12 protein-coding genes and 3 tRNA genes are annotated in these 17,485 nt (G+C 31.8%); 4 read left to right on the forward strand and 11 right to left on the reverse strand.

The window, feature by feature from the left end; translation table 11 throughout:
* Positions 1 to 93 precede the first annotated feature (93 nt).
* From AQ1689_RS01675 to lhpI, 5 genes are all read right to left on the reverse strand, one after another.
* The gene (locus AQ1689_RS01675; RefSeq protein ID WP_101914324.1) at positions 94 to 318 is read right to left on the reverse strand and encodes a hypothetical protein; all 225 of its coding nucleotides are present in this window, start codon (positions 316 to 318) and stop codon (positions 94 to 96) included.
* Entirely contained in the window at positions 318 to 1,637 is a 1,320-nt protein-coding gene (locus tag AQ1689_RS01680) for an AAA family ATPase (protein ID WP_101914323.1), read from the reverse strand. The genes AQ1689_RS01675 and AQ1689_RS01680 overlap by 1 nt, the downstream gene beginning before the upstream one ends.
* Before the next feature lie 241 nt (positions 1,638 to 1,878).
* Positions 1,879 to 4,908, reverse strand: a complete 3,030-nt coding sequence (locus AQ1689_RS01685; protein ID WP_101954985.1) for an aminotransferase class III-fold pyridoxal phosphate-dependent enzyme — start codon at positions 4,906 to 4,908, stop codon at positions 1,879 to 1,881.
* A gap of 114 nt (positions 4,909 to 5,022) precedes the next feature.
* Positions 5,023 to 6,114 carry a proline racemase family protein gene (locus AQ1689_RS01690; RefSeq protein WP_101954986.1) on the reverse strand — a complete coding sequence of 364 codons (1,092 nt, stop codon included), beginning with the start codon at positions 6,112 to 6,114 and terminating at the stop codon, positions 5,023 to 5,025.
* A gap of 82 nt (positions 6,115 to 6,196) precedes the next feature.
* On the reverse strand, positions 6,197 to 7,192 hold the full coding sequence (lhpI, locus tag AQ1689_RS01695) for a bifunctional Delta(1)-pyrroline-2-carboxylate/Delta(1)-piperideine-2-carboxylate reductase (protein ID WP_101954987.1): 996 nt from the start codon (positions 7,190 to 7,192) through the stop codon (positions 6,197 to 6,199).
* A gap of 134 nt (positions 7,193 to 7,326) precedes the next feature.
* Between lhpI and AQ1689_RS01700 the strand changes: the two genes are divergently transcribed.
* Positions 7,327 to 8,637, forward strand: coding sequence for a S28 family serine protease (locus AQ1689_RS01700; protein WP_180947517.1), 1,311 nt, complete (start codon positions 7,327 to 7,329; stop codon positions 8,635 to 8,637).
* 131 nt (positions 8,638 to 8,768) lie between these two features.
* On the opposite strand, the gene AQ1689_RS01705 is transcribed toward AQ1689_RS01700, so the two are convergent.
* The 5 genes from AQ1689_RS01705 to AQ1689_RS01725 form a co-directional block, all read right to left on the reverse strand.
* Complete coding sequence (locus tag AQ1689_RS01705; protein WP_101954989.1) at positions 8,769 to 10,730, reverse strand: protein-disulfide reductase DsbD family protein; 1,962 nt, start codon at positions 10,728 to 10,730, stop codon at positions 8,769 to 8,771.
* Between the two features lie 20 nt (positions 10,731 to 10,750).
* A complete protein-coding gene (locus tag AQ1689_RS01710; RefSeq protein WP_101914317.1) occupies positions 10,751 to 11,197 on the reverse strand; it encodes a protein-disulfide reductase DsbD domain-containing protein in 447 nt (148 codons plus the stop codon).
* A 150-nt stretch (positions 11,198 to 11,347) separates the two neighbouring features.
* A tRNA-Met gene (locus tag AQ1689_RS01715) sits at positions 11,348 to 11,420 on the reverse strand.
* Positions 11,421 to 11,538: 118 nt separating this feature from the next.
* Positions 11,539 to 11,611: transfer RNA gene (locus AQ1689_RS01720), tRNA-Met, on the reverse strand.
* A 116-nt stretch (positions 11,612 to 11,727) separates the two neighbouring features.
* Positions 11,728 to 11,800: transfer RNA gene (locus AQ1689_RS01725), tRNA-Met, on the reverse strand.
* Between the two features lie 137 nt (positions 11,801 to 11,937).
* Here AQ1689_RS01725 and era point away from each other — a divergent pair.
* Positions 11,938 to 12,819 (forward strand): GTPase Era, encoded by an 882-nt coding sequence (gene era, locus AQ1689_RS01730; protein ID WP_101954990.1) that lies wholly within the window; start codon positions 11,938 to 11,940, stop codon positions 12,817 to 12,819.
* Here era and AQ1689_RS01735 read toward each other — a convergent pair.
* On the reverse strand, positions 12,816 to 13,322 hold the full coding sequence (locus AQ1689_RS01735; RefSeq protein ID WP_101954991.1) for an ABC transporter ATP-binding protein: 507 nt from the start codon (positions 13,320 to 13,322) through the stop codon (positions 12,816 to 12,818). The genes era and AQ1689_RS01735 overlap by 4 nt on opposite strands.
* A gap of 116 nt (positions 13,323 to 13,438) precedes the next feature.
* Between AQ1689_RS01735 and der the strand changes: the two genes are divergently transcribed.
* Complete coding sequence (gene der / locus AQ1689_RS01740) at positions 13,439 to 14,743, forward strand: ribosome biogenesis GTPase Der (protein WP_101914314.1); 1,305 nt, start codon at positions 13,439 to 13,441, stop codon at positions 14,741 to 14,743.
* A gap of 343 nt (positions 14,744 to 15,086) precedes the next feature.
* Positions 15,087 to 17,474, forward strand: coding sequence for a GAF domain-containing protein (locus tag AQ1689_RS01745; RefSeq protein WP_101954992.1), 2,388 nt, complete (start codon positions 15,087 to 15,089; stop codon positions 17,472 to 17,474).
* Positions 17,475 to 17,485 lie beyond the last annotated feature (11 nt).

Genomic DNA, 17,485 nt, shown 5'->3' on the forward strand with positions numbered 1-17,485 from the left:
TAGTGATATTTAACTGATTTTATAAAAAACGCAACTCTTTATTTTTTAAGAGTTGCGTTTTTTTTATGGTTTGTGATTTGTAGGTATAAAATTTTACGAAATTTTTTTCCCAAATAAAAAACCTAAAGATCCAGATATTGAAGTTATCAATACTGTTGATAGTTTTTCACTAGTTAATGCTTTTTCACTAAATGCCAATATTAAGACACAGAATACAAATATAATAACTGCTAAAATTTCTTTATAATTAGAATAAATAAAACTAGATAGATCTATTTTTGGATTTTGAATATTCTCTTTTCTATTATCATCTCTCATTATAATAATTGATTTTTAGACCCTAAAAAAGGGATGTAACTAAATTGCCCTTCTAAGTAGCCTTTTCTAACATCTTTATCAAATCGTGGTTTAAATTCACTTAAAGAATAAAGACGGGTTTCTCCATTTTTTGCTTTTTCACAAAACCATATTTCATCTTGCCTGAATAACTCTAAATCTAAAAGATGTGATTCGTGAGTTGTAAATATTATTTGCCCAGGCATTGATGGATTATTTTTAAAGTATAATTTTAATATTTCTTTGATTAAAACAGGGTGAAAACTAGTTTCAATCTCATCAATTATAAATACCTTACCTTTATGAAGTGTCCTATGTATAGCTGGTAAAAGTTCAAATAATCTTTGAACACCTTTTGATTCCTCTGAAAATTTAAACTCTACTTCATTACCTTTATCATCTATATGTATTGTTGAAATTTTAACAAATTCTAATTCATTTTTATCATTTTTGAAAGCACTAAATAATTCTCCACTTATTTCAAAATCAGCTCCAAAATTATCCTTACCTAAAAGCATCTGCTCCATTTCTTTTGGAAGCTCATACCCTAGAGACTTTAACTCTAATTTAGAATACGTTAGAAGCTTAAAGTCCGATATACCTACATTAGCTTTAGATATAATTTCTTTAGAAGCTGCTAAGAATTTTTTATCAGTAAGAAACGTATGCGCAATTCCGGCAAATTGAGTATCTAATGATATAAATCTTAAAATATTTTCAAACCAAGAATAAGGCAAATCAAATCCATTTAACTTTTTATTTATACCTTCCTTAAAAAAGGTTTGATTATTTCTTAACTCTTCAGAGTAAAATTCTTCTCTATAAGTTTCTTTTTCTGACTTACCTTCATTTGGATTAATTGTTAATTTAGTTTTATTATCAGAAGTTATCCTGTTAAAAATTAATTTTTCAGAATTCTCAGAAATTTTCACTAATCTTTCAGATGTTATATATCCATTTAAAAACTCTAATTTATAATTGAATCTATTTTTTTTTACAAGAAAATCTATTTCAAATTTTGTTGGTTTATTTTTACAATCAGCTAATTTGAAAACAGGAATATTTAGCGGTTTCTCTTCTAGCGTACCTTTAGTTATTAAGTTTTGTAAAAATGATAAAGCAAGGAGTATGTTCGTTTTCCCAGAACCATTAGTTCCATATATCGCACTTGATCTTAAGACATCTTTTTTTTGAAATTTCACAAGGTGATTTGAATGTCTTTTATAACTACCAGCGAACATATTAAACTCAACTTCATGATTAATAGATTTATAGTTTGAAAAATAAAATTTTAAAAGCATCTTTTTATTTTTTATGTTATTATACAAAGATAACAATTAATTAGTTTGAGGTGAAAATATCACGTGATATTTTCACCTCAAACTAATTTCACTTTCAAAAAAGTACTAAAAAATAAAAAATGAACTAAAATCCCTAGCCCCGATTGTAGCAATTGTTTGAGCTCTTTTTTTGATTTTTCTTCAAAAAAAAGCGAGTGCGGAAAGCGGGAAATAGCTTCAAATAATTCTTATTTTTATAACATTAATCAACCTTCATAAAATCCTCCTTCATTATTTTCTTCAGATAAAAAAGCACTTCTTCGGCATTTTCTTTGGTAAAAATAATCGGTGGTTTTATTTTTAAGACATTATGATCGGCGCCATCGGTACTCATTAAAATTCCGTGGTTTTTCATTCGTGCGGCTACATAATCTGCTTGCGATGCTAGTGGATTTAATTGAGAATCTACAAATTCAACGCCTAAAAATAACCCCTGCCCTCTTACATCGCCAATAATTGGAAATTGGTTAGAAAGTTCTTTTAATGCGGATTTTAAATACTCGCCTACTTCTAAGGCATTTTCTTGTAATTTATCGCGCTTTACCGTGCGAATTACTTCGGTTGCAATGGCACAGGAAACAGGATTTCCGCCAAAAGTATTAAAGTATTCCATGCCGTTTGCAAATGCATCTGCAACTTTTTGAGTACAGGCAACTGCCGCAATTGGATGCCCATTTCCTAAGGGTTTACCGATCGTTACGATGTCAGGAACGACATTATGAAGTTGAAAACCCCAAAAAGTTTTCCCCATTCTTCCGCAACCTGTTTGCACTTCATCTGAAATACAAACGCCGTCAACTTTTCTAATTTTTTGATATGCTTCGGATAAAAAACCTGTTGGTAATTCTACCTGACCGCCACAACTAATAATTGGCTCGATGATAAAAGCACCTACATTTCGTCCTTTTTCTTGAATGGTATCGATACATTTTTGAACTTCCTCAGCGTATTTTTTTGCGGTATTTTCACCTCTATATTTCCCTCTAAAACTATCGGCTAAAGGAAATATTTGCGTGTATTCAGGAGCGCCGTTCCCTCCTTTTCCATCAAATTTATACGAAGAAATATCAATACACATATTGGCGTTTCCATGGTAACCAATTTCACTAGCGATAATGTCTTTTTCGCCTGTAACGGCTTTTGCCATTCGAATTGCCAATTCATTTGCCTCACTTCCTGAATTTACAAAATGCAACACATTTAATTCAGGCGGTAACGTTTCAATCAGTTCTTTGGCTAATTCATTGATGTTTTCGTGTAAATAACGTGAGTTTGTGTTAATTAAACTCATTTGATTTTGCCCCGCTTTTACAACATTATAATTTTCATGCCCAACGTGAGCAACATTATTTACGGTATCTAAATATTTATTTCCAAACTGATCGATTAAATATTGCCCTGCGCCACGCACCATTTTTATAGGCGTTTTGTACTGCAAACTTAAACTTTTCCCTAAGTGTTGTTTTCGATACTTAATTAAATCGTTGTTTGAAATCGTATTATTTTCGGCTAATTCATCAGATTTAAAAAGCAAATTCGGGTTTGGGCAAACACTTTTCCAAACCTCTATTTCTTTTAAATATGCCACGCCTGGAAAATCTGTTTTCAAATCAAAAAGTGATAGCAATACTTGAAAATGTAAATGAGGAACCCAATTTCCGTTTTCTGAAACAGCGCCAAGTTCTGCAATTTTTTCGCCTTTTAAAATGCGGTCGCCTATTGTATGTTTTTGCACACTTTTTGGGCTGTTATGCCCGTATAATGTGTAAAACTCAAAATTATCGGCTTGATGTTTTAACACCAATAATCCACCGTAATTTTTATCGCCTTGATTATCCGAAGCAATAACAACTTCTCCATCTAAAATAGCGTGAACAGCCGTGTTTTTTGGCAACCAAAAATCGGTTCCTAAATGAATTGTTCGGCTTTCTTTTCCGTTATTTCCTGTTTTTTGATACGCATCAGCAGTATAAAAAACACGAGGTTCTAAATAACCACCACCAATAATTTTTGTAGGATTTTCTTTTTGTAATTCATCAATTTTAAACTGAAAAAGTGCTAGATTATTTGCTTCTTTTTCATGCCCAATCCAAGTACTTGAAACGCTTAAATCTAATGGATAAATAAGTTGTTTTTGAACTGTTGGAAATAAATTTTCTAAAGAAAAAGTATGTTGTAAACTCCAATTTTCAAACTTTTTTTCATTCGGATGTGCCGAAAAATCACAAGCAATTCTAAAATTATATTCTGCAAAATCAGGATGAATTTCACGCCATTTTTCAAGGACTTCCCAAGCGGGTTTTTCACTTATCAGCAAATATTTATTGTTGGGTTCTTCAATTTTATTAATTGCCGATTTTGTTACAGAAATCACCAATCGCATGGCAATTGCATCGTATAAATGTGCCAATTCTTTTTCTTGTAAAGGGAAATTTTGATGATAGCCTTTTATAAAACTCAACGCCGATTCTAACGGCTCATTATGCTTCATAACTGCGTAGGCGCAGGCAATTGCTACATCATTAATTACTTGCGTATAAATGGCATCGCCGTAATCAATGGCAGCTTTTACCGTTGGATTTACGAGTTCTTTTGACACAATTACATTGTTATCATTCGCATCATTATGAACCACAGATTTACGTAAAAGATCGTAGCTAGTTTTATTGTTTTCAAAATTGTTTTGAAAATAGCTGATGATTTCTTTTTGCTCGTTTTCAAATAAATTGATATGCTTTTTTGTCCAAAGTGATTGTGCTACGTCCCAAACAAATTCTCTTTTTGCCTGCGGATGTTCAAAACCATGTAACGCCTTGGTTAAAAGTCCGCATTGCTCGCCCAAACTAAAACGCAAACTATCTAATTGCGGATTTACAGACGACCAAACTCGCCCAGAAATCCAACTTAATAAACGTACTTTTCGAGTATTTCCGAAAGCGTCAATTATCGTTGAAATTACGTTTCCTTCAATATCTTTTATAACTTTTGGAGCAATAATTTCAGCATTATTTTCGGCAACATATTGTAATAATTTCTGTTGAAAATCCAAATAATTCTCTTCTTCATTAGGACGAGAAATTTTTAAAATATAGCCTTCTGAATTGGGTGTTTTTATTCTGAAATTAAAATCTAATTCGCCAGGTAATTCAGAAGCTGTTCCTTTAATATTATAGGTTTTTAAAAGAATTTCTTCTGCTTGTTGAATTGCTATTTTTATTTGATTGTAATTCATAATTATTTTTTATAAAACTATAATTAGAGATGCTGTTTTTTTATCCGAAGAAAAAATATTTTATTTTTAAAGATTAGCCGAAATCAGCCAAAATTATTTAAAATTACCTAAGAATTATCTAAGAATAAATCCATCTTTCATCGGGTCGTTTGGGTCGATTACAAAGGTATTCATTCCTGTAATATATGCCGTTCCTGATACCTGCGGAATTACGGCGTTAAAAGAACCATATTTTGCTTGCGAAACCACCGAACCAATAAATACCGAATCGGTAATACTCTCGATACTCATGGTTTGATTAAAATCAATTTCGTTTCTTTTTTTATGAATTGCCATTCTTCCTGAAACTCCCGAACCTGTTGGGCAACGATCTACTTCTCCTTCGGCAAAAATACAGACATTTCTACTGTCATTTCCTGAAGGTTGTTTGTTATTATCAATAAAAATAGTTCCGTATAAAAAGCTCAAATCGGCTTCTAAAGGATGTATAATTTCAGAATCATTTTGCATTACGGCATGTTTTATTTTCATTCCGTTGGCAATTAAATCACGATACGAATTGCTACTTAAATCAAAATTAAAATTGTTTTTTGCCATATCAACATAGGCATAAAAAGCACCGCCGTAAGCTAAATCGTAGGTTACAGTTCCTAAACCTTCAACTTCAACGGTTTTGTCTAAACCAACCACAAAACTCGGTACACAATGAAAACGAACACCTGTTACTTTGCCATTTTTTACGTTCGCAAACGAGGTAATTCGTCCGCAAGGCGCATCAATTTTTAAAATATTTTCGCCTTCTTTTACTTCAATCCAATTCATTTCAACAGCCAAAGTAGAAATAGCTATAATCGCATGACCGCACATGGTTGAATAGCCTTCATTATGAAGAAATATAATGCCAAAATCGCCTATTTCTTCCTTATTTTGATTGTTTTCTTTCGGATTTGGAGGCAGTAAAATACAGCCGTACATATCAGGATGTCCACGAGGTTCAAACATTAAAGCGGTTCGTAAATTATCATAATTTTCTTTGCAATAACGTCTGTATTCTAAAACAGAATTCCCTTTTAATTCAGGAAATCCATCAACAATTACACGCAAGGGTTCTCCGCCTGTGTGCATGTCGATTGTTTTAATTTGCAACCAATTTTCGTTTGGCTTAAAAGTTGTTTTTGAAAGTATATTTTGATATGTTTTACTCATTTTCGCTGCTTTTTTGCTGATTTATCACTAATTATTGCCTATTTCTTACTTGTTTTACACGAATATTGATTTACAGGATTTTTTACTGATTTGTATATTGATTATAGAAATAATTTGCAGCCGTTAAATCTTCTAAAGCGTGTCCTACGGATTTAAAAACGGTAATTTCATCCTCATTTTCACGTCCTTTTTTCCCTACTATTCCTTCTGATATTCCTTCTGATATTTCTTGAGATGAACACAATTGAAATAAATCAGCTTTAATATCTTCTTCTTTTAAAATTCCTGTTTGTAACGGGATAAAAATATCGCCACTTTCTTTTAATCCACCTTGAAAAGTATCAATATAAACCGACCCTTTTTTAATCACTTGGTCATCCGCTTCACGCATATCTTTTTTATAGGCTCCGACTAAATCAACATGTTGCCCAGCTTTTAAATATTTTCCTAAAACTAACGGCGTTTTTGACAACGTTGCACACGAAATAATATCAACTTCCGATATTTTTTCTTCAATAGTTTGAACGGCAGTTATCGTGAAATTTTCATTTTGAAGCTCCTCACAAATTGCTTGTGCTTTGCTGAAATTACGTCCCCAAATAAACACGTTTTTAATCGGACGAACCGAGGCGTGTGCTTTGATTAAATTAACAGATAAAGCACCTGTTCCTATCATTAATAATGACGAAGAATTTTCTTTGGATAAAAAAGAAGATGCCAATGCTGATGCCGATGCGGTACGTTTTACTGTTAAATTTTTGGCTTCTAAAATGGCTTTAATTGTTCCTTTAACAGCATCTAAATAAATATAAGTTCCGTTGATTGAAGGCAAATCGAATTGACTATTTTCGGGGCTTACTGTTACTATTTTTACCCCCGCATTTTTACTAGGGTTCCATGCTGGCATTAATAATAAGGTAGAATCTGCATTAACTGCTGGGTTTGCAAAATCGTGATGATGACGCATCGGAACAAGGGTTTCTTGCGAAGAAAAAGCGGCTTTTAATTCAGTAATAAGTGCTGAAAAATTAGTGTTATTTTCTATATAATTACTATCTATTTGAATGATTTTTTCCATGCTCTAAAATAACTATTTATAAAAACTTTTACATATTTTATCTATAGACAGACTAATATAAGCCGTAAACTTGTTAAAATAATACCATAACAAATACCATAAAGCCTGTATTTTTAGCAAAAAACATATATAAAGTGAAAAATTTACAGTTATTTATTCTTGTATCTTTAGCCGTTTTTGCATCGTGTAAAACAGCTACGGAAAACAAAATCGTATCATTTAAAGAAAAATTACAAAGTACATTTCCAAAAGCCCAGATAGATTCTATTGAAGCTAAAGATCATTTTACGGAGGCTTACAAAGTGGTTTTAAAGCAAAATTTAGATCCTAAAAATCCATCCGAAGGAACTTTTGATCATTATATGTATGTTTCACATGCCAACTACAACAGCCCAACGGTTTTAATTACTGATGGTTATTCTTCTAGAAATAGAACCACGGAATTAAGTAAGGTTTTTAAAGCAAATCAAGTAATTGTAGAGTACAGAATGTATGGGAAATCAAGACCCGGTTCTATTCCTTGGAAACATTTAACAAACGATAATGCTATTGAAGATTATCATACTATTGTAACCAAATTAAAAAGTGTTTATAGTGGTAAATGGTTATCGTCAGGAATTAGTAAAGGAGGAGAAACTACCTTAATTTACAAGGCTAAATATCCGAAAGATATTGATGTTACTGTGCCTTATGTTGCTCCATTAATTAACACCTTAGAAGACCCTAGAACCAATGATTTAATCAACTCGGTTGGTAGCGATGCTTGTAGAGCGAGTATTAAAACTTTTCAAAGAACTGTTTTAGAAAAAAGAGCGGATATCTTAAAATTATTAGCGACTTATGCGGCTAAAAACAAGATGAGTTTTACCCAAGTTCCTTTAGAAGAAACCTTAGAATATGCCGTGTTAGAATTTCCTTTTTCTTTCTGGCAATGGGGTAGCGGAAAATGTGAAGATGTACCTACAAAAGAGGCATCATCAGAAGAATTATTTAAGTATTTGATTAAAATTTCTGGTGTTCATGTTTACAACGATGCAGGGTTTAAAAATTACTTGCCTTCTTTTTATCAACATATGAGAGAATTAGGCTATTACGGTTTTGATTTAGCGCCTGTAAAAGATTTATTAAAAGTAGTTAAAAGCAGTACAAATAGTAGGTTTGCACCTAAAAATGTAGATTTAACCTATAATCCTGCGTACATAAAAGAAGTACGTAATTATGTAGAAACTAAAGGAAGTAATATTTTATATATTCAGGGAGCTTACGACCCTTGGGCGGCTTGTGGACCAACACCAAAAAAAGGCGTTGATGCTTTGAAAATGGTTTTAGAAGGAGGTTCACACTTAACGAGAATTAAAAGTTTTTCTGATAAAGATCAACAAAAAATTTACGCAAAATTACAAGCTTGGTTAGGGAAAGATGTAAAATTATATCCTTTGAAATAATTAAAATAAGCTTATTTTTATATTGATAAATAAAATTATCACAAAAAAACACTTTAGAAAGCTCTAAAGTGTTTTTTGATTTTATACTGTTTTGAAAAATATTAATTAGCTATTTTATTTTGCGAATTTCACTATTTTTTAAAGTTTGAAATCCCTTTTTGTAACCAATTGTAATACTCAGTAGCATCGGGTGTATAAGAAGCTGGATCGATTAAATTAGCTTCATCATGCCCCATTAATACATAAAAAGGTTGCGTATTTGCTTTGTATTTTATAGTTTGTAATTCGCTCCATTTTTGCCCAATATATTTTAATTTTTTACCAGGGTTTAACTTCGAATCTACAATTTCATCCTCTTTTAACTTTCTTTTATCATCAACATATAAAGAAATTAAAACTACGTTGTTTTTTAAGACATCTAAAACATTGGGTTTTACCCAAACATTCTGTTCCATTTTACGGCAATTTACGCAGGCATGTCCTGTAAAATCTATCATTACGGGCTTTCCTACTTTTTTAGCATATGCCAATCCTTTGTCGTAATCATGGAATGAAATAATATCGTGTGGAGGCATTATATGTGCTCCTTCGGGCAAACCTGTAGGTATTTTTTCAACCTTACCCATTGAAACTAATGCGGTACTTTTCTTAGTAAACCCTACTCCATATGGCGATTCACTATAATGTTGTGGTGGTGGAAAAGCGCTGATTAAATTTAAAGGTGCTCCCCATAAACCTGGCAACATATATACGGTAAAAGCTCCTACGATTAGTCCTAAAAACAATCTTCCTACTGATATATGATTTTGTGGGCTGTCGTGCGGTAATTGAATTTTCCCTAACAAATACAATGCTAAAGCACCAAATATGGCAATCCAAATAGCAATAAAAACTTCTCTTTCAAAAATATGTAATTGCAATACTAAATCGGCATTTGATAAAAATTTAAACGCCAAAGCTAGTTCTAAAAATCCTAGAACTACTTTTACCGTATTTAACCAACCTCCCGATTTTGGTAACGAATTTAACCAACCTGGAAATGCTGCAAACAGTGCAAATGGCAAAGCAATCGCTGATGAAAAACCTAACATCCCTACAATAGGTGCAATTCCTCCTTTTGATGCTGACTCAACTAATAATGTTCCTACAATTGGTCCGGTGCATGAAAATGATACAATTGCTAAGGCTAATGCCATAAAAAAGATTCCTATTAAACCACCTCTATCGGCTTGAGAATCTACTTTTGTAGCCCAAGAACTTGGTAAGGTAATTTCAAAAGCGCCTAAAAATGATGTAGCAAAAACTACTAATATTAAGAAGAAAACAACGTTAAACCAAACATTGGTAGAAAGCGCATTTAAAGCATCCGCCCCAAAAATACCCGTTACTACGGTTCCTAATAATACGTATATTCCAATTATTGATACTCCATAAATGATGGCATTTTTAATTCCTTGTGCCTTGCTTTTACTTTGTTTGGTAAAAAAGCTTACCGTCATCGGAATCATTGGAAAAACACAGGGAGTTAACAAGGCTGCAAACCCTGATAAAAAAGCGATAAAAAAGATAGCTATCATTCCTTTTTTATCTTTCTTCGTTTTATCTTTAGCAACTGATTTTACAGAAACAGCCTTACTGATATCAAAAACTAAATCAAGTTCTTTTGGAGGTAAACACTGCTCATCTGTACAGGCAATAAATTCAACAAAAGCATTAATTTTAGTTGTTTTTGAGTCGATTAACTCAATTTTTTGTTCAAAAACAGCTTTATACGCAAATGACTTAATAGTCATTCCTTGCTCATTAAACAATTTTGTAAATTTAGTTTTACCTTTAGGCTCTTTAGTTTTTCCGATTAATTTAATATTATTTTCTTTTTCTTGATAAAAAAAAGTGGTCGGAATTGGCCCTGCTTTAGGTACGTCTTGCGAGTACAAACTCCACCCTTCTTTGATGGTCGCTTGAGTTATTAATTTATAATTAGAATCGGATATTTTTTCGACTTTGGTCTTCCATTGAATAGGATTAAATATTTGACCTTTTACTGATATGGTTATCAATAAAATAAATAGTAGTATGTGGTTTTTTTTCATCGAAATTTATTTGGGGGTTTTTAATTAATTTTAAAAGATAAAGTTACTTCCTCTGGCGGAAAACAAGTTTCATTTGAGCAAACCATATATTCAACAGTTCCTTTTATAACAAATTTTTCATTGGTTTTTAATCGAATTCGCTGTGTAAATACGGCTGTATTGTCAAAATATTTAATACGCATTTCAAATATTTCATCATCTATAACTTGTCCTGCGCCTTCTTTTGTTATTCCTTGTTTTAAATAACGCTGATCTCCTGTGAAAGAAAATAAAGTGGGTATTGGCCCACCATTCGCTATTTGTTGAGAGTAAATATGCCACTCTTCATCTAAAGTTGCTACTACTATTAATTCACTTTCTTTTTCTGAAATTTTTTCTACACTTGTAGTCCATTTTACAGGATTATCCAGTTGCCCGTAAGAAACAAAACTTAATAGAAAGCTTAAAACTGTTAGTAATTTACTCATTATTATATGATTAATGGTTTTATTCTATATTTTTCGTAAAAATAACACCTTTCTACATCAAATACGATTACATCAAAAAAAAATTTGCTGTAATTTTGAAATTTTAACAAAAAAAAAAGAGTAATCATTTCTGATTACTCTTTTTAGTAGTAGCGGGAACTGGACTCGAACCAGTGACCTTCGGGTTATGAGCCCGACGAGCTACCTACTGCTCTATCCCGCGATTTGTGGGTGCAAATATACAAGCTTTTATCTTACCTACCAAATAAAATACTGATATTTTTAATTTTAATTTTCGAGCACAAAAAAAGCTTCACATTTCTGTGAAGCTTTTGGCTTAGTAGCGGGAACTGGACTCGAACCAGTGACCTTCGGGTTATGAGCCCGACGAGCTACCTACTGCTCTATCCCGCGATTTCGAGTGCAAAACTACAACCTTTTAGCATACCCACCAAATAAAATGTGTTTTTTATTTATTTTATTTTCAAACACAAAAAAAGCTTCACATTTCTGTGAAGCTTTTGGCTTAGTAGCGGGAACTGGACTCGAACCAGTGACCTTCGGGTTATGAGCCCGACGAGCTACCTACTGCTCTATCCCGCGATTTCGAGTGCAAAGATACGTTCTTTTATTCTATCTACCCTAATAAAATTAACTTTTAAATAGAAAAATTTCTAACTACTACAATAACAGCACTATAAAAAAATTAATTTCTAATTTAAACAGCTTATCTTTGCCGAATGACACATAAATCAGGATTTGTAAACATCATCGGAAACCCAAATGTTGGGAAATCAACTTTAATGAACGCATTAGTTGGTGAAAAATTATCAATTATTACGGCTAAAGCCCAAACCACTAGGCATCGTATTTTAGGAATTGTAAATGATGAAAATCATCAAGTTGTTTTTTCTGATACTCCAGGAATTTTAAAACCTGCTTATGAATTACAAAATTCTATGATGGATTTTGTAAAAGCAGCTTTTGATGATGCGGATGTCTTAATTTATATGGTGGAAGTTGGCGAAAAAGAACTTAAAAATGAAGCCTTTTTTAAACGAATTATCCACAGTGAAATTCCTGTAATTTTATTATTAAATAAAATTGACAAATCATCGCAAGAAGAGGTTGAAGAAAAAATAGAATATTGGAAAAACAAAGTGCCTAATGCTTTTGTATATGTAATTTCGGCATTAGAAAAATTTAATGTAGATGCTGTTTTTACTAAAATTATAGAATTACTTCCAGAAGGTCCTGCTTTTTATCCGAAGGATCAATTAACAGATAAACCAGAACGTTTTTTTGTAAATGAAAAAATACGTGAGAAAATATTAACGCACTATAAAAAAGAAATTCCGTACGCTATAGAAGTAGAAACAGAAGAGTTTTTTGAAGAGGAAAATATTATTAAAATTCGTTCGATTATTATGGTAGAACGTGAAACTCAAAAAGGTATTATTATTGGGCATAAAGGATCGGCTCTTAAACGTGTTGGAACAGAGTCTCGTAAAGATTTAGAAGTGTTTTTTGATAAAAAAGTGTTTTTAGAATTATACGTTAAAGTAAATAAAAACTGGCGTTCTAACGACAAACAGTTAAAACGCTTTGGTTATAAAGACTAATTTATTTTTATTAATAATGCTTTGGTGAATTTTTTTAAAGCATTCATTTGCTTTTTACCTGTTGCCTTTCCTAGGCTTCCTACAAAATAAAGCGCTACCCATATAATTGGTAAAACCACCAACATTACTATGGGTAGTATTGCTATTCTTTTTAACGACCAATTACTATACGCCATAATTCCAAAAATTAAAAAGGCGAATGCTACTATAAAATGTAAAAACATAAAAAAGGTCCAAACTTGTGGTTTCGGTCCGAATAATCCTTTTATTTTTGATGTTGTTGCTGTTAATTCTTCTACTTCTAACTGCAATTGAGGCGACCAAAAATGAGCCTCTTTTAATGGTATGTCAATAATTACATGTTGGTCTATTACCCTCATTTTATAAGCTGGCTCGTCAGATAAATGCTGTTTAATTTCATCGAGTAACACTGCTGAATTCATTTCGAAATCAATTTGAAACCGGGGCTTTAAAAAAATTTGATTGTATAATTGATCATCCATATTATATAAGAGCGTTTAAAAGTTATTGTGCCACAATGTACTAAAAATACGATACTCTTTAAAATTCCACTGAAACTTAGTTGTGTAAGTTGTATCTTTGCAAAAATTTTAGTGTAATGAGTAGTATTGTAGCCATTGTTGGAAGACCGAATGTAGGTAAGTCCACTTTATTTAATCGTTTAGTACAACGTCGTGAAGCGATTGTTGATTCTGTAAGTGGAGTAACTAGAGATAGACATTACGGAAAATCTGAATGGAACGGAAAGGAATTTTCGGTAATTGATACTGGTGGATATGTTGTCGGTTCTGATGATATTTTTGAAGGAGAAATACGTAAACAAGTACAGTTAGCCATTGAAGAGGCTGATATCATTATTTTTGTTGTTGATGTTGAACAAGGGATTACCCCTATGGATGACGAAGTTGCAAAAATATTACGCCAAGTTAAAAAGCCTATTATTATGGCAGTTAACAAGGTAGATAATGCAATGCGTGATGCAGATGCAGTAGAGTTTTACAATCTTGGTTTAGGAGGATATCATACCATTTCATCAATAAATGGTAGTGGAACAGGTGAATTATTAGACGCTGTTGCTGAAGAAATTCCTTTTGAAGAAGAAGAAGAACAAAATGAGCTTCCTCGTTTTGCAATTGTAGGACGTCCGAATGCAGGAAAATCGTCGTTTATTAATGCTTTAATTGGTGAAGATAGAAATATCGTAACTAATATTGCTGGTACAACGCGTGATTCTATTGATACAAAATACAATCGTTTTGGTTTTGAATTTAACTTAGTAGATACTGCTGGAATTCGTAAAAAATCAAAAGTAAAAGAAGATTTAGAATTTTATTCTGTAATGCGTGCCGTTCGTGCCATTGAACATTGTGATGTTGCCATTTTAGTAGTAGATGCAACACGTGATTTTGAAGGGCAAGATGAAAAGATATTTTGGCTAGCTGAAAAGAATAAAAAAGGAGTCGTGATACTTGTTAACAAGTGGGATTTGGTAGAAAAAGAAACCAATACTATGCGTGACTTTGAAGCGAAAATAAGACAGCAAATTTCACCTTTTAGTGATGTGCCAATTGTATTTACTTCGGTTTTAACAAAACAACGTATTTTTAAAGCTATTGAAACAGCTGTTGAAGTTTTTGAAAACAGAAAACGTCGTATTCAAACAAGTAAGTTAAACGAAACGATGTTAGAGATTTTAGAACAAAATCCGCCACCTGCAATTAAAGGTAAATACATCAAAATTAAATACTGTATGCAGTTACCTACTTACACGCCACAGTTTGCATTTTTCGCAAATTTACCGCAGTATGTTAGAGACCCGTACAGACGTTATTTAGAAAATCAATTACGTCAGCATTATAATTTTAATGGGGTTCCTATTATTATTTATTTTAGACAGAAATAAGGTTCTTTTAAAACACTAAAAAAAGTAGTTTTTCATTTTTTGAAAAGCTACTTTTTTTTTATGCTTATTTTTGATACTACCGCAAATCAGGTTAACGGATTCAATTTCTTGTTTTTTTGTGCTTATTTTTTTTCAGATGAAATTTAAACAGGTTATAAATAAACAAGTAAACTTTAAATACACTAAATTAGTAACAATGCCTAGCCCCGATTGACGCAGTTGTTTGAGCTCTTTTTTTGATTTTTCTTCAAAAAAAAGCGAGTGCGGAAAGCGGGAAATTGCTTCAAAAAAAATAATTGATTAGCATTTCGTAAATTTGCAATAGATTTAAGAAAATGATTTCATGGAAATTAGAAAAATAGCTGCTTTTAAAGATATTGATTTGCCTTTGCAGCTAAATATTAGTTTTGAAAAAATATATGATCGGCTTAAGGTATATGCCAATGATACCGAGCATCCTTTTAATGCTTCGGCAAGGCTAATTATTGCAAAAGTGAACAAATATCCTGAGCTTATTAATGGTTTTTCTGACCTTTGCTTACTTGATAAACATGAGGATATTATTGCCGTATTACTAGAGGCTTTGTTTCCTGAAATGCTAACTTTAAATGAAATTAAGGCTGCCACAATTCCGTTTTCTTTTACTTCATTTAAATTTACAAAACGGCTTAAAAATATTCTCGAAAATGCTGGAGAAGACTATGTTTTAAAAGTTCGAGATTTTGAAAATGATAAAATGTATATTATGGCGTGTACTTTTATTTTAAATATGGTTTATAACTATCCGATTGATTTAAAACGTCCTTTTTATTTTGATATTCCTGATAAAAAACTAGATATTATAAAGCATTACAGAGTAGCTTTTAATGCTGATTTTATGGAAATTACACCTAGTGAAAATGCACCCAAAATTACCGAAGAAGATATTAAAACGCTTTTAAATAATTATGATAATATTGCCGTTTGGAAAGAGAAATTTCCGCCAAACAGCTATATTTTTAAAGGCTTTGGAATTATGAATTTGTTTGATGTTACTGCCGATGAAAATATATCGTCAATTAGAACAACGTTGTTGCAAAAAGATGATGGAAATATTATTCAAAAACTACGCAAAGATTTAAGTGAATTGTTTAATATAAAAGGCTTAAAAGTTGGTTTTTCAGTGTTTAACAGTACTAGTTTATCGCTACAATCTACGCATATTAAACGCTCTAAAAGTCTTATTTTACTAAAGGGTGAAAAAAAGATAGATTGTACTACTTTTTTTTGCAACCATATAATTACCAAGGTTTTTAAAGAACAAAAAATTGTCGCTATTTCTGATGCGCAACATTACCGAAGTGCTTCAAATGATAATGATTTTTCTCAACGCTTAAAAAACAAAAACATTGGAAGTATATTGCTTATTCCTATTAAAGCAAGTGCTAATAATAACTTAGCCCTGCTAGAAATAACGGCTCCAAAAGCCTACGAATTAAATTCTGTGAATCAACAAAAATTACAGGATATTATTCCTGTTTTTAAAGCCGCTATTAATCGGTCGTCTGAAGAGTTTTTAAATGTTTTAGAGGCTACTATACAAGAACATTATACGGCATTACACGAAACTGTAAAGTGGAAATTTTACGAGGCAGCAGAACAATATCAAGCAGATATTTACCTAGAAAAAGAAGCCGTAAAAATTGAACAAATTGTATTTAAAGACGTGTATCCTTTATATGGACAGTCTGACATAAAAGGGTCTTCATCGGCAAGAAACAATGCCATTAAAGATGATTTAACAACCCAACTCACCTTGGCAATTTCGGTTTTAAAACAAGCCTGTGTTTCTGAAAAAATGCCTATTTATAATGAATTAATGTTTCGGGTAAATGGCTATTTAAAAGAGGTCGTTACCGGTTTAAAATCAGGTGATGAAATTGGGATTTTAGATTTTTTAAAGCTCGAAATTTATCCTGTTTTTAAGCATATCAAAGAAATTAACAACAACTTAAAAACCATTGTAAATACCTACATGACTCGGTTAGATAGTAATTTACATGTTGTATATGAAAAACGCAAAGCTTACGAGCAAAGCGTTACTTTATTAAATGATAAATTGGCCACTTTTATTGATTGTAAGCAAGAGGAGGCTCAAGCAATGTTTCCGCATTATTTTGAACGCTATAAAACTGATGGTCTCGAATATAATATGTACATCGGGCAGTCTTTAACCAAAGCCAAAAAATTTGATGAAGTGTATTTGTACAACCTTCGATTATGGCAATTGCAAATAATGTGCGAAATGGAAAATGTGGCAAATACGGCTCGTAAATTTATGACGCATGATTTACAAGTTGCATCGTTAATTTTAGTTCATAGCACGCCTTTGTCTATTAAATTTAGAATGGATGAAAAACAATTTGATGTTGATGGTGCGTATAATATTCGCTATGAAATTATTAAAAAAAGAATTGACAAAATACATTTAAAAAACACTAAAGAACGCCTTACTATTCCTGGAAAAATTGCCATTGTGTATTCACAAGATAAAGATGCCAAAGAATATTCAAAATATATTAAATACCTGCAATCTAAAAACTTATTAGGCAAGGTTGAAATGCTAGAATTAGAAGATTTACAAGGAGTTTCAGGTTTAAAAGCGCTCCGTGTATCAGTTATTTATCAATCTGATTTTGACGTTAAAAAAACCATTACTATTGATGCTTTAATGAGTGAATTTAAGTCTTAAAGTAACAATAA

Source organism: Tenacibaculum finnmarkense (assembly GCF_900239185.1).
Lineage (GTDB): Bacteria > Bacteroidota > Bacteroidia > Flavobacteriales > Flavobacteriaceae > Polaribacter > Polaribacter finnmarkensis.